Here is a 20,126-nt window from a genome sequence, read left to right on the forward strand (position 1 = left end):
CCTTAATAAAAACTGGAGGGATAACATGGCAACACCAATGGATAAAAGCAAAGCCGTAGAACTGGCCGTCATCCAAATCGAAAAACAATTCGGAAAAGGCTCTATTATGCGCCTGGGGGCTAACGAACGGGTAGTGGATGTCCCCGTTATTCCGACCGGATCCCTGGCTTTAGATATAGCCTCCGGCATAGGGGGTATCCCCCGCGGGAGAGTAACCGAGATCTTCGGGCCGGAGTCTTCCGGTAAGACGACCCTGGCCTTACATATTGTGGCGGAGGCCCAGAGAAGAGGGGGTACAGCAGCCTTCATTGACGCAGAGCATGCCCTGGATGTGGGTTATGCGCAAAAGCTGGGGGTTAAGACCGATGAGTTGCTGGTGTCTCAGCCGGATACCGGTGAACAGGCCCTGGAAATTGCCGAGGTGTTGGTGCGTAGCGGGGCGGTAGATGTCCTGGTCATTGACTCCGTGGCAGCACTCGTTCCGCGCGCCGAGATAGAAGGGGAGATGGGCGATTCCCATGTCGGACTCCAGGCCCGCCTCATGTCCCAGGCCCTGCGCAAGCTTACCGCCAGCATCAGCCGGTCGCTGACTTCAGTAATATTCATCAATCAGATACGCATGAAAATCGGTGTCTTCTATGGCAACCCGGAGACGACTACGGGCGGCACGGCCCTTAAGTTTTATGCCTCTATGCGTCTTGATATTCGCAAGATAGGCAATCTCAAGGAGGGGCAGGATATTGTAGGCAGCCGCACAAGGGTGAAGGTAGTCAAAAATAAGATGGCGCCGCCCTTCAAGGAGGCAGAATTTGATATTTTATACGGTTCGGGCATATCCAGGGAGATGGACGTCCTGGACCTGGCTACGGCCGTGAACATAATTGATAAGAGCGGCGCCTGGTATTCCTATGGCGGGGAAAGAATCGGCCAGGGGCGTGAAAATGCCCGGGTATTCCTAAGGGACAATCCTGCGGTAATGGCGGCCATTGAGGACAGAATTAAAGAAGCCTATGGGATTGCCAGGAGCGATACAGAAAAGGCGGCAAAACAGGACAAATAAATGACCGGACAGGAGATCAGAGAAAAATTTATAGAGTATTTTGTTACAAAAGGCCATACGGTAGTTAAAAGCTCGTCCCTGGTGCCGGCCGATGACCCCACCCTGCTTTTTACCAATGCCGGGATGGTCCAGTTTAAACAGGTATTTCTGGGAGGGGAAAGGCACGATTATGTCCGGGCGGTTTCGGTACAAAAGTGTATGCGGGCCGGCGGCAAACACAACGATCTGGAAAATGTGGGCCGGACGGCGCGGCATCATACGTTTTTTGAGATGCTGGGTAATTTTTCCTTTGGAGACTATTTCAAGGAGGAAGCCATCGCCTTTGCCTGGGAGTTTTTGACCGGGCACCTAAAGCTGCCTCCAGAAAAGCTGTGGGTTTCCGTCTATGAACAGGACAGTGAGGCCTATGAAATTTGGCGTACAAAAGTAGGTCTGCCTGCGGAAAGAATAGTCAGGCTCGGAGAAAAGGATAACTTCTGGGCCATGGGGGATACCGGTCCGTGCGGTCCCTGTTCTGAAATCCTCATTGATCAGGGCGAAGAAATCGGCTGCCGTAGGCCGGATTGCCGGGTGGGTTGTGATTGCGATCGTTACCTGGAACTGTGGAATCTGGTTTTTATGCAGTACTACCGGAATGAAAAAGGAGAGCTGCATCCGCTGCCCCGTCCCAGCATTGATACGGGTATGGGATTGGAACGTATTGCCGCGGTCCTGCAGGGCAAAAAAAGCAACTATGAATCCGACCTGTTTCAGGGAATCATCGCGGCCATAGCCGGCCTGGCCGGGACCTCTTATGGTCAGGGTGAGCCCCGCGATATGGCCATGCGGGTAATTGCCGATCACAGCCGGGCAGCCGCCTTTCTCATCGCCGACGGGGTGTTGCCCTCCAACGAAGGCCGCGGCTATGTGCTCAGGAGGATACTGCGCCGCGCCGTCCGTTATGGCCGGGTGCTTGGCCTTGCCAAACCCTTTCTGGGCGAGATAACCGGCGCGGTGGCCGCCATTATGGGAAACACCTACCCGGAATTAATGGAATCTGCCGTTCTTGCGGGAAAGGTCCTTTTAAATGAAGAGGAGCGATTTGCGGAGACCCTGGACTTCGGTCTCCGTCTCCTTCAGGAGGAAATAGCCGCTCTGAAAGCCGGGGGGGGGCATATTATATCCGGGGATACCGTCTTTAAACTCTACGATACCTACGGGTTTCCCATAGACATTATTCAGGATATAGGGCAGGAAAACGGCCTTGAAATCGATGATGCCGGTTTCCAGAGGTGCATGGTCAGGCAGCGCGAGCTCTCCAGGAAGGCCTGGAAGGGTGAGACGGTAGAAATATCTCCTGTATTTCGTGACCTGCTGGATAAAGGGCAAAAGACGGAGTTTGTCGGCTATGAGGTCTGCTCGACCCGCTCCCGGTTGTGGCTGTTGGTCAAGAATGGCGAGGCAGTGACGGAGGCGGGAAAAGGCGAGGCGGTGGAGGTCATAGCGGAAAAGACGCCTTTTTATGCGGAAGCCGGGGGGCAGGTAGGGGATCAGGGGACCATCAGAGGGCAGGCAGGCACGGTGGTTATCGAAGAAACTATCAGTATAGCGGGCAGGCTTTATGTACATCACGGCCGGGTAATAGATGGGAAAATAAAGGCCGGCGAAGAGGTAGAACTGGCCATATCCCCGGAGCGGCGGCAGTCCGTGGCCCTGAACCATACCGCCACCCATCTCCTCCATGCCGCGCTGCGAACCGTCCTGGGTGAGCATGTCCGGCAGTCCGGCTCTCTGGTGGCCCCGGATAGACTGCGTTTTGATTTCACGCATTTTTCGCCGGTAGAGGCGGCTGACCTGGAGAGAATCGAGGCCATAGTCAACGGGAAGATCCGGGAGAATATTCCCCTGGAGACGGATATACAGGCCCTGGAACAGGCCATACAAAACGGGGCGACCGCCCTCTTTGGGGAAAAGTATGGAGACCGGGTGCGGGTGGTATCTATCGGCCCTTTCAGCAAGGAACTTTGCGGGGGTACGCATGCGTCCCGGACCGGTGATATAGGTCTGTTCAAGATCGTGGGTGAAGGCGGGGTAGCCGCCGGCATCCGCCGTATAGAGGCCGTAACCGGCAGTGTGGCCCTGAGACTGGCGCAGGAACAGGATCTAAGGTTAAAGCGACTGGGCCATCTTTTGAAGGCGGGCACGGAAGAATTAGAAAACAAGATAGAGAAATTAACAGCCAGACAGAAGGAACTGGAAAAGGAGGTCGCTGATTTAACGTCTAAACTTACCATCCAGGGATTGGACGGCATCCTGCAAGGCGCCAGAAAAATGGATGGGTTCCATGTCCTTTCTACGATAGTCCCTATAGATAGTCCCAGGACCCTGCGGGAGCTTGCCGACAGGTTCCGTGACAAGATTGGGTCGGGTATAGTCGTTCTCGGAGGTATCCATGACGACAAAGTCCTTCTGGTGGCCGTGGTTACCAAAGACCTGACCAAGAGATTTCATGCCGGAGACATCGTTAAAAAAGTGGCCCAACTGGTAGGCGGCCGTGGCGGTGGACGGCCGGATATGGCCCAGGCCGGCGGCACTAAGGTCGATAAGCTTTCTGAGGCGCTGGATATGGTTTATAAGGTTGTGGCTGAGGGCTGAAGGCTACATTAAGTGGCTGAAAGCTGACCGCTGGCAGCTGAATGCTATATTATGAGACGTCCGCGGCAAGCTTTCCCTCGCACTGTTTGATAAGGGCCAGGGCTTTTTCTTTAGCCGAGGTCTCCGGATAGTCACTTACCAGTCGTCTCAGGCGGTTTAAAGCCGCCTGATATTGTTCGGTCCTTAGATAGAACCTGCCCACATATAACTCGTGTTCGGCTAATTTTTCCCGGCACTGCCTGATCTTTTCTTTTGCCTCAATAACGTATGGACTGTCCGGGTACGTGTTCAGTAAGCGGTGAAATTCATTCAAGGCATTCCTGATAGCGGCCTGGTCACGGTCAACACCAAGCATCTGCCTGAAATAAGACATGCCGATCTGATAGGTTACGTATGGCAAGGCCTCATTGGTCGGGTGAAGCTTCTCAAACTCCTGGTAGGCGCTGACGGCCTCTTCATATTCTTTGCGATGATAATGAATATCGGCTAGTTTCAGGGCAGCTAGGAGACTATATTGGCTGAAAGGATGACGGTCCTTTATCTGCTGGAAGGCCTCTGCGGACTTATAATAGTCTCCGCCACGCAGATAAGCCATACCCGATGTTGCCAATTCTTCGGCGGTTTTTTCACTCGGTGGTTTAGGAAAGACTAAAGAAGTAATTGTAGCGCAGCCGGTAAAAAATAACAGGAAAAACAGTACAAAAGAAAAGGTGGCGATCCTTTGCATATCGCCGCCTCTAATCCGTTTAACTTTATTCATATTATTTATGTCTCAAGGATCTTTTTAATGCCGCTTTCAATGATGTTCTTGGAGACTGCGCCGGTAATCTGGTCAGCCAATTTACCGTCTTTAAAAAAAAGCAGCGTAGGAATGGCCCTGATGCCATATTTACTAGGCGTGGCCGGATTTTCGTCCACGTTCATTTTTGCGATCCTCATGCGGTCTGCATATTCCTCGGCCAGTTCTTTAACCACCGGGGCAATCGCCCGGCACGGGCCACACCACGCCGCCCAGAAATCTACCAGCGCCGGCTTATCACTTTTGAGGATATCTGTCTCAAAACTGCTGTCGCTAACCTCCAGGACATTACCTTCTGCCATGACAACCCCTCCTGAGTGGTGTTTTTGATTGCTATCCTTTACCACGGGAGGTATAGAGATTACAAGAATTTTTTTGTTTAGTTACCTGTAGCTATGAGTTAAAATCTCCTTTTCAAAAATACCATCTCCAAAAAAATTGACATGCCGGATAAAACGTCATAAAAAGGGCCTAATTAGTGTTCATCCGAAATCCCGGTTTTCTGGATGAAGAGGTCAGCAGTCAGCTCTCAGCATGAAGCCGGTTCACCGTTTACCGAAAGAAAATATTGGACAACGGTTAACGGATAACAAACATGCTGATTGCTGAGGGCTTTCATTTGGAAACGGTGGTTTCCGGATGGAAACTAATTAGTTGGAGGATAAATGGCGGTACTGGTAACTGGCGGTGCGGGATTCATCGGCTCCCATCTGGTCGAAAAACTGCTTAGTACTGAAGAGGTGGTGTGTGTCGATGACTTCAATGACTTTTACGACCCGGCCATCAAGCATCGCAACCTGGAACCGGCCCTGCAGGGCCGGAACTTTCATCTGCGGCAGGGAGATATTCGCGACCTCTCCTTTATGGAGGGTGTGTTTCGCGAGTTTCCATTAACCGAGGTCATCCACCTGGCGGCACGGGCCGGAGTACGTCCGTCTTTAAAGGACCCCCTGCTTTACGAGGACGTAAATGGACGCGGGACCTTAAATATCCTTGAGCTTTGCCGTAAATATGACGTAAAGAGGTTTATCTATGGCGGGTCGTCTTCAGTGTATGGCATAAACAATAAGATCCCGTTTTCAGAAGATGATGAGATATCAAGGCCCGTATCCCCTTACGCGGCCACCAAACGGGCCAATGAACTCATGTGTTATACCTATCATCACCTCTATGACGTCCATGTCACCGTGCTGCGCTTTTTTACGGTCTATGGCCCGCGTCAGCGGCCGGAGATGGCTATTCACAAGTTTACGCGCCTTATCGACGAGGGCCTGGAGGTGCCGCTCTACGGAGACGGTTCGTCCCGGCGGGATTATACTTACATTGATGACATCATTCAGGGTGTAATGGCGGCCCGGGCATCCACTGCAATAGGGCCTTATGATATCTTCAACCTGGGCGAATCCCGCACCACAGAGCTAAGAAAACTGGTGGCCTTGATAGAAGATGCCCTGGGGAAAAAGGCGCGCATAAAATGGCTGCCTGACCAGCCGGGCGATGTCCCCGTCACCTATGCGGACATATCAAAGTCTAAGGGACTGCTCGGTTATAATCCTCAGGTGACGGTGGAAGAGGGCATCCCATTATTTGTAAAATGGTATCAGGAAATGAAGGGTAAGAGGTAGGCTTATGCACATTACCGTGATTGGCACCGGCTATGTAGGACTGGTTTCCGGCGCAGGTTTGGCTGACTTCGGGTTGCAGGTTATCTGTGTCGATCAGGACAAGGACAAGATTAAAAGGCTCAAAAAGGGAGAGATACCTTTTTACGAACCGGGGCTGGAAGAGTTAGTCTCCAAGAATGTAAAAAATGGCCGCCTTTCTTTTACCACGGATATGAAGACCTCAGTAAGGCAGTCTCTGGTTATCTTTATTGCCGTGGGCACGCCGGATGACGGGCAGGGACAACCGGATCTCTCACAGGTAGAAGCGGTGGCCAGAGAACTGGCAGAGACAATCGACGACTATAAGGTAATCGTTATCAAAAGTACGGTACCTGTAGGGACTAACCGTTGGATTAAAGAGGTTATCTCTGCCGCAGGCGGGAAAAAAGGCATTAAAGTGGACGTGGTGTCTAATCCGGAATTCCTGCGCGAGGGAGCGGCCATTGAAGATTTCATGCGGCCCAACCGGGTGGTTCTTGGGTCTGACAGCGCCGAGGCCCTGGCCGTTGTAAAGGATATTTACCGGCCCCTCTATCTGATCGAGACCCCCTTTGTTATAACCGGCCTGGAGACCGCCGAGTTGATTAAATACGCTTCAAACGCCTTTCTGGCGACAAAAATATCGTTTATTAATGAAGTGGCGAATCTTTGTGAAAAGGTCGGAGCGGATGTGCATCACGTGGCCAGGGCCATGGGACTGGACGGCCGGATAGGGCCGAAATTTTTGCATGCGGGACCGGGCTATGGAGGCTCTTGTTTTCCCAAGGATACACTGGCCCTTGCCCACCTGGGAAGAAAGCAGGGTAGCCCTCTTAATATCGTCGAGGCTGTGATTGAAGTAAACCGGAGACAGCGGGCCCGGATGGTCAATAAGATTGAGACAGCGCTGGGCTCCTTGAAGGGTAAAACAGTCGGTGTACTGGGTCTTACTTTTAAACCTAACACCAGCGATGTACGGGAATCCCCGGCTATTGACATAGTCAGAATATTGCTGGAAAAGGGGGCAAGGGTAAAGGCCTATGATCCGGCCGGCGTGGATGAATTTAAGAAGGCGGTGACCGGCAGAAACCTTTCCTTTTGCCAGGACGCCTACCAGGCGGCAAAAGGGGCGGACGCCCTTGTGTTTCTTACGGAATGGAACGAGTTAAGGAACCTGGATCTGAAAAAGCTCCGGAAGATGATAGCCCAGCCCCTGATCCTGGATTTAAGAAATATCTATGACTCGGGGAAAATGCGCGAACTTGGCTACACTTATATCGGTGTTGGCCGGGGTATATAGTGAATGTTATTAGTCATTGGTTAAGGATGGTTAAGATAATGTTCCCAGAGAAAAAATACTTAGTTGGAGGAGTCGCCTGCCTCTTGTTCTGTATTTTATCTTCTTTGTCTTGCAGCCCGCGGTTAACCCTGGCCGAGGCCGAACTAAAGTACGGCCCGCACCCACCGGTAGTAGAGCGCTTTTATTGCCCGGCCATCATCAGAAGCGGTGACACGCTGAAGTTCTATATCTCCGCTAAAGATGAGGACGGGGATCTGGCCTACATCCACGTTAATGTACGTCAGAGGGGCGCGGGTGAAGAATCGGTGCCCTACATGAAGGTGCACAAGGATAACCGGGCGCAAGTGGCCGGGTATCTTTACATGCTTACGCCGCCGGCTGTCCTTTTTGGAGAGGCTATAAATGTTGCCGTGGCCGTCATAGATCAGGCCGGCCACCGTAGCGGAGACGTATCGCAGGATATATATTTCGGCAACGAATCCCTACCGGACTGTCCGCCCGGCTGGGAAAAGGAATGCAATGTTCCGTTGGGGTTCATACCTGTTTTTTTACGTCCCTTCCAGGAGAGAAGCACGTTAATAAGCCCCAGGACAATGTAGGTTTTTAAATTTAATGATGATGATCTCGTAGAAAGTCAATTTTTCACGCAGAGGCGCAAAGACCGCGAAGGAAAAATGAAAATCTGGAAATCAAGAAATCAGGAATAGAATAGTATTCCCCTTCATGAGTTCCTGAGTTCCAAATTTTATTCTTTTAAAAAGGAGAGCTTATGGGAAAGAAAGAAAAAGAAAAAAAGGAAAAAACGCTTGAGTCCATGACCGTTAAGGAACTCCGGGAGATCGCCTTGCAGATTCCTGATATTGTCGGCGTTCACGGAATGAATAAGGACGAGGTTATCGCGGCTATCAAAAAGGCGCGCGGCATTACGGATGAGCCCAAGAAAAAGCCTGCCGCCACTATGCGCGAGGTAAAGGCCAAGGCGAAGGAGTTGCGGGCCAAGCTTGTAGCCGCCCATGAAAGCGGAGATAAGAAAAAGGCCTGTATTAATCGTCGCCGCATAAGCCGTCTCAAGAAAAAGACCCGCCGCGCGGGCTGATGGTGAGGTAAGATGGCTGCCAGCGCTGTTTTCGAGACACATATTGAAGGGCTGCCCCTCTTCAACCGGGGCAAGGTGCGCGACGTCTATGATGCCGGCGAACACCTGCTCATCGTGGCTACGGACCGGCTTTCGGCCTTTGATGTAGTGATGCCCAACCCCATACCGGACAAGGGCCGCATCTTAACCCGGATATCGCTTTATTGGTTCCGGGAACTTGCTGGCATAGTGCCCAATCACCTGATCTCAGGCGAGGTAAAAGATTTCCCGTCCGCTTGTCATAAATATGCCGAAATCCTTGCCGGCCGTACCATGCTGGTCAAGAAGGCCAAGCCCCTCCCCGTAGAGTGCATTGTGCGTGGTTACCTGTCGGGCTCGGGGTGGAAAGAGTACCGGAAGACGGGAGCGGTATGCGGTATAACCCTGCCCAAGGGGCTTACGGAATCGGCCAAGCTGCCGGAGCCGATTTTTACCCCTTCGACCAAGGCCGAGGCCGGTGCGCATGACCAGAATATCTCTTTACCCGAAGTCGAGAACCTGATCGGAAAAGAGACGGCCGTGAAAATTGCGCAACTTAGCCTGCGGCTATATAAAAAGGCGTCTTCCCTGGCCGAGAAGAAAGGGATTATCATAGCCGATACCAAATTTGAATTTGGGTTGACAGGTGAAAACGTGATGCTGATTGACGAGGTCCTGACGCCCGATTCCTCACGTTTCTGGCCGCAGGATCAATATCAACCCGGCCAGGGTCAACCCAGTTTTGACAAACAATTCGTCCGTGATTATCTGTTATCTCTCCATTGGGACCAGAAACCACCGGCCCCTGAGCTGCCTCCGGAAATAATAGCAAAGACCAGGTCCAAGTATATTGAGGCCTTCGAGCGACTTACCGGCAAAAAATTTGTTTAAAGGCCGCCATCTACTATGAGAGATAAACGCAAAAAAGTCTGTTTCGTTGTCTGTCTCCTTGTCCTTTGGGCCCATCTTTTCAGCGCTCCTGTCCTGGCCGATATGGTGGCCACGGTGGTCTGGGTGTTCGATGGAGATACTATAAAGCTTTCAAACGGCACCAAGGTGCGCTACGCAGGCGTAAACACCCCGGAAGTGGCCCATGATGGGCAGCCGGCACAGCCATTAGCCGATGAGGCCTACCTTTTGAACAGGCGTCTGACGCGGGGCGGGCAGGTACGGATCCAGATTGACAAGGAGAAGTATGACCAGTACGGGCGATTGCTGGCTTATGTCTTTTTGCCGGACGGGACCTTTGTTAATGGCGCTTTGGTGGAAAAGGGGCTGGCCATGGTATATACAACCCCGCCCAATGTGAGATATGACCAGGACCTGTTAACCCTGCAGCGCCGGGCCATGCGTGAAAGGGTGGGTCTTTGGGCCTCGGCCGACCCCGGCAAGGAGCCCTTTTACATCGGCAATACGCGGTCGCGTCGCTTCCATAGCCCGTCCTGTCATCTTGGCCGAAAGACGGGGCGGCGCAACAAGGTCATCTACCGGAACCGTCTGGAGGCATTCTATGATGGGTTAAGTCCGTGTAAAAAGTGCAGCCCCTGACATAAAATCTGCAAACGAATGGAGATTCATTTTTAGACTTTATCTATTTTTTATTTTGGTGTATAAGCAAACCAATAAGAAGGGCCACTACTTCCGATGGTTTGAGAAATAACGGGGGGAGAAATATGAATGAAAAAACAGTACATTCCTTGGCGGTAATTATTGTCCTTTGCCTGGTCGTAGTCGTTTCTTCCGGGCTGTTCTGGCATCTCTGGCATGCCTGGGGCAGCCTTATCGTAGGGGAAATCGTGATGATCAGCATTATGGGTTTCCTGGTTCGTAAGGTGATCAGGTTCGGATGAGCTGTAAGCACTAACTAGTTCCTGTTGGATGACAAAAGAACACCGATAACCTGATCGCCCAGGATGCGTTCGATTTTTACGTCTATCATCCCGCTGATAGATACACCTTTTGTGTCTATCAAAACCGGGATGTAATTGGGCGTAAGTCCTTTATAAAGTTTGGAATGCCTGTCCCGGCCCTCGATGAGAACGCTGGTTTTTTGTCCCAGGTTTCGAAAATAGAATGTCTTCTTTTTGAGAAGCCCCATCTCCTTAAGCTGCCCGGCCCTCAGGGTGGCTGCCTTTGTGTTTACGCTTTCCGGAAAGGCACAGGCGGCGGTTCCCGGTCGGGCGGAATAGCGGAATACGTGCAGATAGGTTATGGGCAGTTCGGATAAGAGATCGTAAGTTTCTCTAAACTCCTTTTCCCCCTCCCCCGGAAAACCGACCATTACATCAGTGCCTATGGCTGCCGTAGGCATGGCATCATGGATCATGCCGGTCATATTCCTATAAAATTCCGGGGAGTAATGGCGGTTCATCCTTTTTAACGTCTCTGCGCTTCCACTCTGGAGGGGGATGTGGAAGTGTGGACAGATGACATCCGATCCGGCCATGAATGTCACCAGTTCTTTTGTTATTTCCAAGGGTTCGATCGAGCTGATGCGGATTCTGCGAAGCCCTTTCACCTTTTCCAACGACGCCAGAAGTTCATAGAGCGAGGTCGGTGGGGTGAGATCCCGGCCGTACTGTCCCAGGTTGATGCCGGTAAAGACTATCTCCTGATAGCCGGACTCCACAAGCCGCTCCGTCTGTTTAAGCGCCTCACCCGGCGGCAGGCTGCGGCTGCGCCCCCGGGCATAGGGGACGATACAATAGGAGCAAAAGGCATTGCAGCCGTCCTGTATCCGGAGAAAAGCCCTGGTGCGCCGTGAGAAATGTTCGACGGTGAAGGGGCAGATATTTTTTACCTCTTCTATAGCCCCTACGTAGATTTCAAAGGAGTTATCCGGGTTATGCGGGCTGAGGTAGTTTGCCAGGTTAAACTTTCGATCATTCCCAACCAGACAGACATTGCCGGCCTGGCAGAATTCCAACAGTTCCCGGCTGGCCGTCTGGACATAACAGCCGGTGGCGATAATCCTGGCGGCGGGATTGGTGCGCATGGCCCGGCGGATGAGCTGCCTGGACTGAAAGTCCGCTTTGGCCGTGACCGTGCACGTGTTTATGATGTATGCGTCGGCCGGCTGTGAAAACGGGACTATAGTATGGCCTTGGGCCCTGAGCTGTTCTTCTATGGCTGCCGATTCAAATTGATTGACCTTACAGCCCAGGGTCTCTATGGCGATCTTCTGTATTTCAGACAATGAATCCGCCTCCTACCACCACATCCCCTTTATAGAAAACGGCTGCCTGTCCCGGCGTAATGGCCTTTTGCGGCTCCTTAAAACGGACGCGGACGGTGGCGGCATCTACAGGGGTCAGCATTGCAGGGGCCTCCCTGTGTCTATAGCGAATACGCATTTTGACCTCCAATGCCTGCGTGATTTCCCGGACAGAGACCCAATTTACCTTTTCTACCATGCAGTCCTGGCGATAGAGGTCTTCTTTCTTGCCGATAATAACCTGTTTTTTCTCAATATTAAACCCCAGGACGTAAAAAGGAGTCGCATCCGGCAGGCCAAGCCCCCGGCGCTGCCCGATGGTGAAATTAAAAATTCCCCGGTGTTTCCCCAGGATACGGCCTTCGGTATCCACGATATCGCCGGAATCATCCAGACCTGGCGGCATTCGTTCCCGCAGAAATTCTTTATAATCTCCATGGGGGATAAAACATACCTCCTGGCTTTCACGTCCGGATAAGTCTTTGAGACTTATCCGGGAGGCATAATTTCTGACTTCGGGTTTAGACATCTCACCCAGCGGAAGAAGGATTCGGGCCAGTTGTTCCTGCCTGAGCGTGCAGAGAAAATAGGACTGATCCTTGGCGCGGTCGGAACCCTTGCGCAGGATGAACCGGCCGGACTCTTCATTATATGCCACACGGGCGTAATGGCCGGTAGCTATCTTTCCCGCGCCGAGAGATAAGGCCCTCTCCAGCAGGACGCCCAGTTTGATCTGCTTATTGCAGACCACACACGGGTTGGGAGTCCGGCCCTGCAGGTATTCATCAATAAAATAATGGATGACCTCTTCGGTGAACGGCTTTTCCACATCAACGGCGTAAAAAGGGATATCGAGACGGCGAGCTACGGCCCCGGCTTTTTCGGCGCATACGGCCATGTCGTCCGTGGGGATCAGCATGTGCAGGGCAAAGATGTCGCACCCTTCCTCTTTAAGCAGGGCGGCGGCCACGGCGCTGTCTATGCCCCCGCTTAAGGCTACGGCAATCCTTTTTTGTGGGGGATAATTACTCATAGAGAAGGGGATGGGGCGCAAAGAGAGCGGCTTCTAAAAACCTGATGCATTACGCAGATGAACTTCCATGGCCCTTACCGGGCAGGTCGCCACACAGAGTTCGCAACCGCTGCATTTTTCGGGTTCAAAACATACCTCCATCTCCGGACGGCGGATATAGAGGGCCCCGGTGGGGCAGACGGCGGTACAGGCCCCGCATTGAAGACACTTGTCCATATTGCGGTTGATATCCTGACCGATGGTCTTTATTTTTACCCCGCATTCTTCCAGATACTTTATCCCCCGATTAAAATTCTTGCGATGCCCGCTCAGTTCCATGATCATAAGACCATCCTGCCCCGGCAGGATGGTGGCCTTGAGGATGTTGAAAGAGAGGTCAAATTCCCTGACTAGGTTGCAGACGATCGGCCTATCTACGACATCCTGTGGAAAGCGAAGCACCAGCATGCGTGAATACATGGTATCACCTCATGTAATTGGGACGACGGTCTCGTAAAAAGTCTGTTTACTGTATCTTATTTATGCTTTTTTGCGGCTTATGTCAAATTTTCAATGTTGTAATTCTCTTAGAAATAGTTGACAAACGACCCTATTCTCACATAATGTCCTTATATGTCGTACAACAATATAAAAGTAATGTTTGGCATGAAATGAAAAAGGCTTAAGATGGGGTTTTCAATGAATGTTCCTGTCAAACGAGAAGATTTAGAACTTTTAATTCAACAGCAGGTGCAAGAGAGGCTTCATTTAGATTACAATAGCATAATTCGAACCGATAGATTGGAAGATGTGAGATGTTTGAGCAGATAAAGAACAAAGGATTTCAAGTCCTAACGCTGCATCACGCAGAAGCCATTTTGACACACGATATGGCAGATGCCTTAGCCGAGTTGGAAAAGGTTCTACTGGATGTTGAGATACCCGCCGAGGAGCTGGTTCGGGGCGGCGGCGGTGAGGGCGAACTTACGCAGCGCCTGCGGCGTGCGTTATCGGTCGATCATGGTTGGAAAAAACACAATTTCGAGATCAAAAAGATAGTTGATGGAGAAGAGAAGGAATCCATCTCCCACGAAATTGATCATGTCAAGCGTTTCTCAACAGGCACATTTGCTCTGGAAATCGAATGGAACAACAAAGACCCGTTTTTCGATCGAGACCTGGAAAACTTTAAACGGTTACACGCGGACGGTGTTATTTCAATTGGAGCGATCATAACTAGAGGTTTTACGCTCCAGGATTCGCTCCGGGATATTGTCGCGCAATTTGCGCGAAAGAATCTGATTAACAGCCTGGCCGCAGTCCGGCAGTACTATTCACCGACGAATCGTCAAAGCGAAATAATAGAACGAGCGGCAGTAACAAAAAGTTCCTTTGAGGAAGGATGGGCGCATGCATTTGTTTCTGACAAGTTCGGTGAAGCAACGACCCACTGGAGAAAGCTTGAAGATCGCGTACGACGCGGAGTCGGTAATCCATGTCCACTACTGTTGATAGGGATTCCCAAAGAGGTTGTAGTAATTTAGAAAATATGGAGGAAGCCATGACGGCAAAGGTGTACAACATCGCGGAACCAAATCCATCGGAAGATCTTCTAGTAAAAATGTATGGGCAGTATTCGACAATACTGGCTGATCCTCCGTGGCAATTTCAGAACCGAACCGGGAAGATGGCACCAGAGCATCGCCGGTTGCTCCGATACCCTACTATGGAATTAAAGGAAATTCTGGAGCTTCCTGTATCTAAACTCGCCGCTGCTAAATCACATCTTTATCTGTGGGTACCGAACGCTCTTCTTCAGGAAGGGTTGAAGGTGATGGAAGCCTGGGGGTTCACTTACAAGACCAACTTGGTTTGGTACAAGATCCGAAAGGATGGCGGACCGGATGGACGTGGCGTGGGCTTTTACTTTCGGAATGTCACGGAGTTGGTACTATTTGGCGTCCGCGGTAGCATGCGCACTCTTCTCCCAGGTCGGACGCAGGTTAACCTCTTTGCCACACGAAAGCGGGAACACTCCCGCAAACCTGACGAAATCTATGACTTGATCGAGTCGTGTTCCTCCGGCCCCTATTTAGAGCTTTTCGCACGCTTCCGCCGTCCAGATTGGAGTCAGTGGGGCAATGAAGATGTCGAGGAGAACACCTACTACGGTGTGGCCAGACGCAAAGGACATGTTAACCCTCAAATGCGCCTGCTTGAAACACCACGAGGGTACGGCACAAAGAGGTGACGCCCGGTCAGGTAACCATAGAAGAATGGAAGAATGTGGACGCTGGTAAGAAAGTAAGTTGACAAAGGAAGAAGGCGTAACTACGAAATAGAACTCATGCCGAGACAAGCCCGCCTTGACGCATCCGGTGTCCTGCGTCACATCTAATCGAATAAGGTTTTGTTACTTTTTTATCGGCGTCCCCACATCCCCACTACATAATCAAAAGACCATCCTGCCCCGGCAGGATGGTGGCCTTGAGGATGTTGAAAGAGAGGTCAAATTCCCTGACCAGGTTGCAGACGATCGGTCTATCTACGACATCCTGTGGAAAGCGAAGCACCAGCATGCGTGAATACATGGCATCACCTCATGGTAATTGGGACGGCTTCGTAAAAAGTCCGTTTGCTCTGTATTATTTATGCTTTTTTACGGCTTATGTCAATTTTTCAATGTCGGTATCATACACGCCTCAGCGCCAGGCGCCCAGATCCTTCACGGACTCCGCATCCCAAGTATATTTTTCGTGGCTACAATGATTCTTATTTTTATGCAGCGACTGCATAATATTGTTATAGGCAATATAAGACAGCTACTTTACCCCCAAGACCCCACAAAAACCCCCTTTTTGCTTGACGCCACTACCTTTTTTCTCTATGACTATGAAAAAGACAGTCGACAGCTAAAATATAATGTTCGCTGAAAAGATGAATGATGGACAAGCCATTCCAACGCAAGGGTGCTGACAGCAACACTCAAGTCGGGCGCGATTTTGAGACCAAGGCTGAAGCGTTCTTCGCAGCTCAAGGGATCAAACTCACACGCGGGGTTTCGATAGAGATTGGCGTCAACGGGAAGAAGCCCCACAACTTCGACCTCGGGGACGAGCACGCCAAGGTCCTTGTGGAGTGCAAGGCCCACACATGGACAGAGGGCGGAAACGTGCCTAGTGCAAAGATGACAACATGGAATCAGGCCATGTTCTTCTTTCATGCGGCTCCAAGCGGCTTCCGCAAAATCCTCTTTGTTCTCAAAGACTTCAGTGAGAAAAGAAAAGAGACTCTGGGGCAATACTACATTCGCACAAACCCACACCTCATCCCGAAGGATGTAGAAGTCTGGGAGTTCGACGAAGCTGGCAACACAGCAACAAGAATCAAATGAAGCAGCCAACCGTGACGTTATAGTGCTTGATTAATTAGAGGAGATTAAGAATGAATAATGATCAAATTCAAATCGGGCGGGGAGACGCATGGATAGGCAGCGACATAACTGCCACGGCTACCAAAAACCATGATCAAATTCAGGTTGGACAGGCTCAAGCCTATGAGAATGTCTCTGGCACGCGGATATTGAAATATACCGTTGAAATGTTTCATCGGGGTTTGAATGAACACAAAATAGTATCTGCTCCTGAAATTGATATGTTGGAAAACAAAGCAAATTTGCAGGCCCAGAAGTGGACTGAAAAGTGGGAACTACTCGAATCGAAACGAAGAATTTCCGAAGAAAAAGAGGCGAACATTGAAGAAGCAAATTCTAGGACAGAAGAAGTGCTTGCCGCTTTAAAATCAGTTGAAAATCTGCTTCTTCATACTCTCTCGATTAATGATACCGTCGATTGGGAAACGTTGAAGAAAAAGGAAGGTTATCCAAAGAAAATGCCTTCGAAGCCAACCAAGGCAAGTTACAAGGAATACCCTTCAGAACCCTCTAAAAAATCACCACAGTTTACTTTCTTTGAAAAGTTGTTTAGATCGAAGAAGGAAAGCAAATTGAAGGAGTTGGAGACTAAGTATCTATCGGCTATTGCCGACTGGGAAGAGCAAAAGAAATCCATTGACAAATACAATTATCAATTGGATGCAGATTTTGAAAAGGCTCTAAGGCAGTGGGAGCATGAAGTGTCAGAGTGGGAGAAGCAGAAGCAAAATTTCATACAACAACAGGCCGACTTCAATTCAAAAATCGATAAAATGAAAGATTCATATTTAACCCAAGATGTTGATTCAATTGTTGAATATTGTGACATGGTCTTGAATAACTCAGACTATCCCAAGTCCTTCCCCAAAAGCTTTGAATTGGAATATAACCCTGACAATAGAATTTTGATCGTAGAATATGAACTGCCTTCAATTGATTGTTTTCCAAAGATAAAAGAAGTTAAATATATCGCAGCAAGGAAAGAATTGAAAGAAAGTTACATTGCAGAATCTCAAATAAATAAAATGTTTGACGAGGCGATATACAAAATTACGTTACGATCAATTCACGAATTGTTTGAAGCGGATGCAGCTAATGCTATCGACGCTATTTCCTTCAATGGCTGGGTGAAAGCAATAAACAAAGCTACCGGCAAAGAAGAAAATAATTGCATTCTTAGTATTCAAGTGAAAAAAAGCGAATTTATGGGTATCGATCTTCGCAATGTCGAGCCCAAAACGTGTTTTAAGAATCTGAAAGGCGTGGCAAGCAGTAAATTGAGCAGCTTAACCCCCGTTCAGCCGATTCTTCAAATTAGTAGAATGGACAAAAGATTTGTACAAAGCTATGATGTCGCCAGCCAGCTTGATACTACCACTAACATTGCTGCAATGGATTGGGAGGATTTTGAACATTTGATCCGGGAATTATTTGAAAAGGAATTTCAAACTAATGGCGGCGAATGTAAAGTAACCCGGGCCAGCAGAGACGGCGGCGTTGATGCCATTGCGTTTGATCCAGATCCAATTCGGGGCGGCAAAATAGTAATCCAAGCCAAGCGATATACGAATACCGTCGGTGTTTCCGCTGTGCGTGATTTATACGGGACTGTTGTTAATGAAGGGGCAACAAAAGGAATCTTGGTTTCAACTGCCGATTACGGGCCAGATGCATATGAGTTTGCAAAAGGCAAGCCACTGACCCTATTAAATGGCTCAAACCTTTTACATCTATTAGAAAAACACGGGCATCACGCAAAGATAGATTTAAGAGAAGCAAAGAAAATCATAGCAGAAAAAGAAAAATAACTATAACAACCGCATCCAGCCGACCGCGAATAAGCGTGGGGCGTTTTTCATTCTTTCCTTTGCAGCACGGTCGGCTGATGCATCTCGTGTGTGCCGGGCATGGCATAGGACTATCGGGCAGAAGAATGGGGACGCTGATAAAAAAGTAAGTTGACAAGGGAAAGCGTAACTACGAAATAAATCCCATGCTAAGACAAGCCCGCCTTGACGCATCCGGTGTCCTGCATCACATCATGATCCGTGGAGGGAAGTCGAGAGGCTCCTCCTTATCCCGATTATGCCAATAATAAATTACCGATTAATCCCTTCTTTTACTTGTTTACTTGACATACTAAAAGTACTTTAGTATAATAGTGCGAAAAGCAATAAAAGGAGGAGATCCTCATGCAAACCTATAAGATTGAAATTGACGAAAGGGTCTGGAATTACCTGAAGAGCAAGGCCGAGCCGTTTGAGGACACCCCAAATTCGGTATTAAACAGAATCCTCCTTGGAGGACAGCTGTCTGGCCTGCAAGAGGTAAATAGAAAGTCCACAATTAGTACTCCGCCAATTTTTCCCGATGGTGCTCCTAAGGCATTGGCACAGATACTTGAAGTCATTTACGAGGTGAAAAAATCGGGGCGGAATAGAAGGGAAGCGACTAACCTTGTCGCTCAAAGAAGAAATACAGCTCCTCAAACGGTCATTGACAAGTATTGCAGGCAACTTGGCAAGAGGGCTTATGAAATTGACCGGCTCTTAGAGGATCAGAAATTAGGGGAATTGAGGGCATTACTTGAAAAGAAATTTGTCAACCATCGGGAGGTAATAAACTCCTTTTTCGCCTCTTTAAACGGCAGGAAAAACATGGAGGAGCATCATGCATAATGAGTTTACAGCAATTATTGAAAAAGACGGAGATTGGTATATTGCTTACTGCCCTGAGGTTCCTGGGGCAAATGGGCAAGGCAAAACAATTGAGGAATGCAAAGCAAGTTTGGCGGCGGCTATCTCACTCATACTGGAAGATCGGCGTGAGGACGCCATGCGCGGATTACCAGAAGATGCAATTCGCGAGGTCGTCGCAGTCTGATGAAGAGACAAGCCCTCCTACGGCATTTGCGTCGGTATGGTTGCTTCCTCAAGAGAGAAGGGGGATCTCATTCGCTTTGGATGAACCCAGCGAATGGTTCTGTGGAGACGGTGCCGCGACACACTGAAATCTCCGACAAGCTTGCCAGAAAAATATGCAAAGGACTCGGAATCGCTGATCTCCATAAAGAAGAGTAACAAAAACCATGGCATAACAATAGGCTTCAGCGGATGGCTGATAGCCACCGCTGAGCCGTAGCGTGTGTGCCGGGCATGGCACAGGACTATCGGGGTGAGAGTCCCCGATCCAGGTTTTAGCGGAGCCGAAGGCTAGGAAAAGGACAAGAGCCTGCCCCGGACATGATCCGGGAAACAGGAACCAGATTTGATCCGCCTGCGGCAAATGTTGTGGGATGGTGGGGAAGTCGTGAGGCTCCTCCCTATTCCGATTATGCTCTTATTAATCATTATTGTCTTGCCTTGTGATGTATGTTTAAATAGTTCAGTGAAGGAGGCACACTATGGCGACAACAAATGACAGAGTTATTGAAGAAGCCCTATCCCTTCCGGCAAACGTCCGTCTAAGCTTGGTTGAGAAGCTTCTGACGAGCCTCAACCTTCCAATCGATGAGGAAATAGATCGCCTTTGGGCAGAAGAAGCGGAACGTCGCGTGTCACAAATTGAGGAAGGCAAGGCTAAACTGGTCCCCGGTGAGGAAGTCTTCTCCAAGATTCGAGCGAAGCACGGAAAATGAGATTCTATTTCCACTGAGGAGGAACATTTGTATGAGCAAGGTCGAGAACATAGAAAGTGAGATCCGAAAACTATCTTCATCTGAACTTGCAAGGTTTCGCAAATGGTTTGTGCAATTCGATGCTGAGGCTTGGGACCGGCAAATTGAAGAAGATGCAAAGGCTGGGAAGCTGGATGCTCTTGCCGATAAGGCACTGAAGGCTTTCGAGTCAGGCGAGTGTACCGAAGTTTGAGGCACTTTTTAAATTGACATTCTCCCATCGCAGATATACATTGTATAT

Annotated in this window: 24 protein-coding genes; 18 read left to right on the forward strand and 6 right to left on the reverse strand. The window is 49.8% G+C overall.

What is annotated here, in order from left to right:
* Positions 1-25 precede the first annotated feature (25 nt).
* Both recA and alaS read left to right on the forward strand, forming a co-directional pair.
* Positions 26-1,060, forward strand: a complete 1,035-nt coding sequence (gene recA / locus PHT49_04500; protein MDD5451135.1) for a recombinase RecA — start codon at positions 26-28, stop codon at positions 1,058-1,060.
* Positions 1,061-3,694, forward strand: a complete 2,634-nt coding sequence (gene alaS, locus PHT49_04505) for an alanine--tRNA ligase (GenBank protein MDD5451136.1) — start codon at positions 1,061-1,063, stop codon at positions 3,692-3,694. It begins immediately after the preceding gene.
* A gap of 49 nt (positions 3,695-3,743) precedes the next feature.
* On the opposite strand, the gene PHT49_04510 is transcribed toward alaS, so the two are convergent.
* Complete coding sequence (locus PHT49_04510) at positions 3,744-4,454, reverse strand: outer membrane protein assembly factor BamD (protein ID MDD5451137.1); 711 nt, start codon at positions 4,452-4,454, stop codon at positions 3,744-3,746.
* 5 nt (positions 4,455-4,459) lie between these two features.
* Entirely contained in the window at positions 4,460-4,795 is a 336-nt protein-coding gene (trxA, locus tag PHT49_04515; protein MDD5451138.1) for a thioredoxin, read from the reverse strand.
* A 363-nt stretch (positions 4,796-5,158) separates the two neighbouring features.
* On the opposite strand from trxA, the gene PHT49_04520 reads away from it, so the two are divergent.
* The 7 genes from PHT49_04520 (at position 5,159) to PHT49_04550 (ending at position 10,400) form a co-directional block, all read left to right on the forward strand.
* On the forward strand, positions 5,159-6,118 hold the full coding sequence (locus PHT49_04520) for a GDP-mannose 4,6-dehydratase (GenBank protein MDD5451139.1): 960 nt from the start codon (positions 5,159-5,161) through the stop codon (positions 6,116-6,118).
* A 4-nt stretch (positions 6,119-6,122) separates the two neighbouring features.
* The gene (locus tag PHT49_04525; protein ID MDD5451140.1) at positions 6,123-7,436 is read left to right on the forward strand and encodes a UDP-glucose/GDP-mannose dehydrogenase family protein; all 1,314 of its coding nucleotides are present in this window, start codon (positions 6,123-6,125) and stop codon (positions 7,434-7,436) included.
* A gap of 104 nt (positions 7,437-7,540) precedes the next feature.
* Positions 7,541-8,035, forward strand: a complete 495-nt coding sequence (locus PHT49_04530) for a hypothetical protein (protein ID MDD5451141.1) — start codon at positions 7,541-7,543, stop codon at positions 8,033-8,035.
* Positions 8,036-8,205: 170 nt separating this feature from the next.
* Positions 8,206-8,532, forward strand: a complete 327-nt coding sequence (locus PHT49_04535; protein ID MDD5451142.1) for a Rho termination factor N-terminal domain-containing protein — start codon at positions 8,206-8,208, stop codon at positions 8,530-8,532.
* Between the two features lie 12 nt (positions 8,533-8,544).
* Positions 8,545-9,441 (forward strand): phosphoribosylaminoimidazolesuccinocarboxamide synthase, encoded by an 897-nt coding sequence (locus PHT49_04540; GenBank protein ID MDD5451143.1) that lies wholly within the window; start codon positions 8,545-8,547, stop codon positions 9,439-9,441.
* A gap of 15 nt (positions 9,442-9,456) precedes the next feature.
* Positions 9,457-10,098, forward strand: coding sequence for a thermonuclease family protein (locus PHT49_04545; protein MDD5451144.1), 642 nt, complete (start codon positions 9,457-9,459; stop codon positions 10,096-10,098).
* 125 nt (positions 10,099-10,223) lie between these two features.
* On the forward strand, positions 10,224-10,400 hold the full coding sequence (locus PHT49_04550) for a hypothetical protein (protein ID MDD5451145.1): 177 nt from the start codon (positions 10,224-10,226) through the stop codon (positions 10,398-10,400).
* A gap of 14 nt (positions 10,401-10,414) precedes the next feature.
* Here the strand turns inward: PHT49_04550 and mtaB are convergent, their stop codons facing one another.
* The 3 genes from mtaB to PHT49_04565 are packed head-to-tail and all read right to left on the reverse strand — an operon-like array spanning position 10,415 to position 13,256.
* The gene (mtaB, locus tag PHT49_04555; GenBank protein MDD5451146.1) at positions 10,415-11,746 is read right to left on the reverse strand and encodes a tRNA (N(6)-L-threonylcarbamoyladenosine(37)-C(2))-methylthiotransferase MtaB; all 1,332 of its coding nucleotides are present in this window, start codon (positions 11,744-11,746) and stop codon (positions 10,415-10,417) included.
* Entirely contained in the window at positions 11,739-12,797 is a 1,059-nt protein-coding gene (gene mnmA, locus PHT49_04560; GenBank protein MDD5451147.1) for a tRNA 2-thiouridine(34) synthase MnmA, read from the reverse strand. Before mnmA ends, mtaB begins: the two co-directional genes overlap by 8 nt.
* A gap of 33 nt (positions 12,798-12,830) precedes the next feature.
* Positions 12,831-13,256 (reverse strand): 4Fe-4S dicluster domain-containing protein, encoded by a 426-nt coding sequence (locus PHT49_04565; protein MDD5451148.1) that lies wholly within the window; start codon positions 13,254-13,256, stop codon positions 12,831-12,833.
* A 335-nt stretch (positions 13,257-13,591) separates the two neighbouring features.
* On the opposite strand from PHT49_04565, the gene PHT49_04570 reads away from it, so the two are divergent.
* Both PHT49_04570 and PHT49_04575 read left to right on the forward strand, forming a co-directional pair.
* Positions 13,592-14,320 (forward strand): BglII/BstYI family type II restriction endonuclease, encoded by a 729-nt coding sequence (locus PHT49_04570; GenBank protein MDD5451149.1) that lies wholly within the window; start codon positions 13,592-13,594, stop codon positions 14,318-14,320.
* A gap of 17 nt (positions 14,321-14,337) precedes the next feature.
* A complete protein-coding gene (locus PHT49_04575; protein ID MDD5451150.1) occupies positions 14,338-15,027 on the forward strand; it encodes an MT-A70 family methyltransferase in 690 nt (229 codons plus the stop codon).
* A gap of 193 nt (positions 15,028-15,220) precedes the next feature.
* Here the strand turns inward: PHT49_04575 and PHT49_04580 are convergent, their stop codons facing one another.
* Complete coding sequence (locus PHT49_04580) at positions 15,221-15,367, reverse strand: NIL domain-containing protein (protein MDD5451151.1); 147 nt, start codon at positions 15,365-15,367, stop codon at positions 15,221-15,223.
* A 350-nt stretch (positions 15,368-15,717) separates the two neighbouring features.
* Between PHT49_04580 and PHT49_04585 the strand changes: the two genes are divergently transcribed.
* The 7 genes from PHT49_04585 to PHT49_04615 all read left to right on the forward strand — a co-directional run bounded on the left by PHT49_04585 (position 15,718) and on the right by PHT49_04615 (position 20,078).
* Positions 15,718-16,170, forward strand: a complete 453-nt coding sequence (locus PHT49_04585) for a hypothetical protein (protein ID MDD5451152.1) — start codon at positions 15,718-15,720, stop codon at positions 16,168-16,170.
* Between the two features lie 50 nt (positions 16,171-16,220).
* A complete protein-coding gene (locus tag PHT49_04590; protein ID MDD5451153.1) occupies positions 16,221-18,017 on the forward strand; it encodes a restriction endonuclease in 1,797 nt (598 codons plus the stop codon).
* A 384-nt stretch (positions 18,018-18,401) separates the two neighbouring features.
* Positions 18,402-18,887, forward strand: coding sequence for a hypothetical protein (locus PHT49_04595; GenBank protein MDD5451154.1), 486 nt, complete (start codon positions 18,402-18,404; stop codon positions 18,885-18,887).
* Positions 18,880-19,092 carry a type II toxin-antitoxin system HicB family antitoxin gene (locus PHT49_04600; protein ID MDD5451155.1) on the forward strand — a complete coding sequence of 71 codons (213 nt, stop codon included), beginning with the start codon at positions 18,880-18,882 and terminating at the stop codon, positions 19,090-19,092. The genes PHT49_04595 and PHT49_04600 overlap by 8 nt, the downstream gene beginning before the upstream one ends.
* The gene (locus PHT49_04605) at positions 19,092-19,289 is read left to right on the forward strand and encodes a type II toxin-antitoxin system HicA family toxin (GenBank protein MDD5451156.1); all 198 of its coding nucleotides are present in this window, start codon (positions 19,092-19,094) and stop codon (positions 19,287-19,289) included. Before PHT49_04600 ends, PHT49_04605 begins: the two co-directional genes overlap by 1 nt.
* Positions 19,290-19,612: 323 nt before the next feature.
* Complete coding sequence (locus tag PHT49_04610) at positions 19,613-19,846, forward strand: addiction module protein (protein MDD5451157.1); 234 nt, start codon at positions 19,613-19,615, stop codon at positions 19,844-19,846.
* A 31-nt stretch (positions 19,847-19,877) separates the two neighbouring features.
* Positions 19,878-20,078: a hypothetical protein gene (locus PHT49_04615; protein MDD5451158.1), complete on the forward strand. Its 201-nt coding sequence runs from the start codon at positions 19,878-19,880 to the stop codon at positions 20,076-20,078.
* Positions 20,079-20,126: the final 48 nt, after the last annotated feature.

The sequence above is a fragment of the Desulfovibrionales bacterium genome (assembly GCA_028715605.1).
In the GTDB taxonomy this organism is placed as follows: Bacteria; Desulfobacterota; QYQD01; order QYQD01; family QYQD01; genus QYQD01.

Coding starts and splice junctions, on each gene's coding strand:
- recA (MDD5451135.1), top strand. CDS start 26: ATGGCAACACCAATGGATAAAAGCAAAGCCGTAGAACTGGCCGTCATC.
- alaS (MDD5451136.1), top strand. CDS start 1,061: ATGACCGGACAGGAGATCAGAGAAAAATTTATAGAGTATTTTGTTACA.
- PHT49_04510 (MDD5451137.1), bottom strand. CDS start 4,454: ATGAATAAAGTTAAACGGATTAGAGGCGGCGATATGCAAAGGATCGCC.
- trxA (MDD5451138.1), bottom strand. CDS start 4,795: ATGGCAGAAGGTAATGTCCTGGAGGTTAGCGACAGCAGTTTTGAGACA.
- PHT49_04520 (MDD5451139.1), top strand. CDS start 5,159: ATGGCGGTACTGGTAACTGGCGGTGCGGGATTCATCGGCTCCCATCTG.
- PHT49_04525 (MDD5451140.1), top strand. CDS start 6,123: ATGCACATTACCGTGATTGGCACCGGCTATGTAGGACTGGTTTCCGGC.
- PHT49_04535 (MDD5451142.1), top strand. CDS start 8,206: ATGGGAAAGAAAGAAAAAGAAAAAAAGGAAAAAACGCTTGAGTCCATG.
- PHT49_04540 (MDD5451143.1), top strand. CDS start 8,545: ATGGCTGCCAGCGCTGTTTTCGAGACACATATTGAAGGGCTGCCCCTC.
- PHT49_04545 (MDD5451144.1), top strand. CDS start 9,457: ATGAGAGATAAACGCAAAAAAGTCTGTTTCGTTGTCTGTCTCCTTGTC.
- PHT49_04550 (MDD5451145.1), top strand. CDS start 10,224: ATGAATGAAAAAACAGTACATTCCTTGGCGGTAATTATTGTCCTTTGC.
- mnmA (MDD5451147.1), bottom strand. CDS start 12,797: ATGAGTAATTATCCCCCACAAAAAAGGATTGCCGTAGCCTTAAGCGGG.
- PHT49_04565 (MDD5451148.1), bottom strand. CDS start 13,256: ATGTATTCACGCATGCTGGTGCTTCGCTTTCCACAGGATGTCGTAGAT.
- PHT49_04570 (MDD5451149.1), top strand. CDS start 13,592: ATGTTTGAGCAGATAAAGAACAAAGGATTTCAAGTCCTAACGCTGCAT.
- PHT49_04575 (MDD5451150.1), top strand. CDS start 14,338: ATGACGGCAAAGGTGTACAACATCGCGGAACCAAATCCATCGGAAGAT.
- PHT49_04580 (MDD5451151.1), bottom strand. CDS start 15,367: ATGTATTCACGCATGCTGGTGCTTCGCTTTCCACAGGATGTCGTAGAT.
- PHT49_04585 (MDD5451152.1), top strand. CDS start 15,718: ATGATGGACAAGCCATTCCAACGCAAGGGTGCTGACAGCAACACTCAA.
- PHT49_04590 (MDD5451153.1), top strand. CDS start 16,221: ATGAATAATGATCAAATTCAAATCGGGCGGGGAGACGCATGGATAGGC.
- PHT49_04595 (MDD5451154.1), top strand. CDS start 18,402: ATGCAAACCTATAAGATTGAAATTGACGAAAGGGTCTGGAATTACCTG.
- PHT49_04600 (MDD5451155.1), top strand. CDS start 18,880: ATGCATAATGAGTTTACAGCAATTATTGAAAAAGACGGAGATTGGTAT.
- PHT49_04605 (MDD5451156.1), top strand. CDS start 19,092: ATGAAGAGACAAGCCCTCCTACGGCATTTGCGTCGGTATGGTTGCTTC.
- PHT49_04610 (MDD5451157.1), top strand. CDS start 19,613: ATGGCGACAACAAATGACAGAGTTATTGAAGAAGCCCTATCCCTTCCG.
- PHT49_04615 (MDD5451158.1), top strand. CDS start 19,878: ATGAGCAAGGTCGAGAACATAGAAAGTGAGATCCGAAAACTATCTTCA.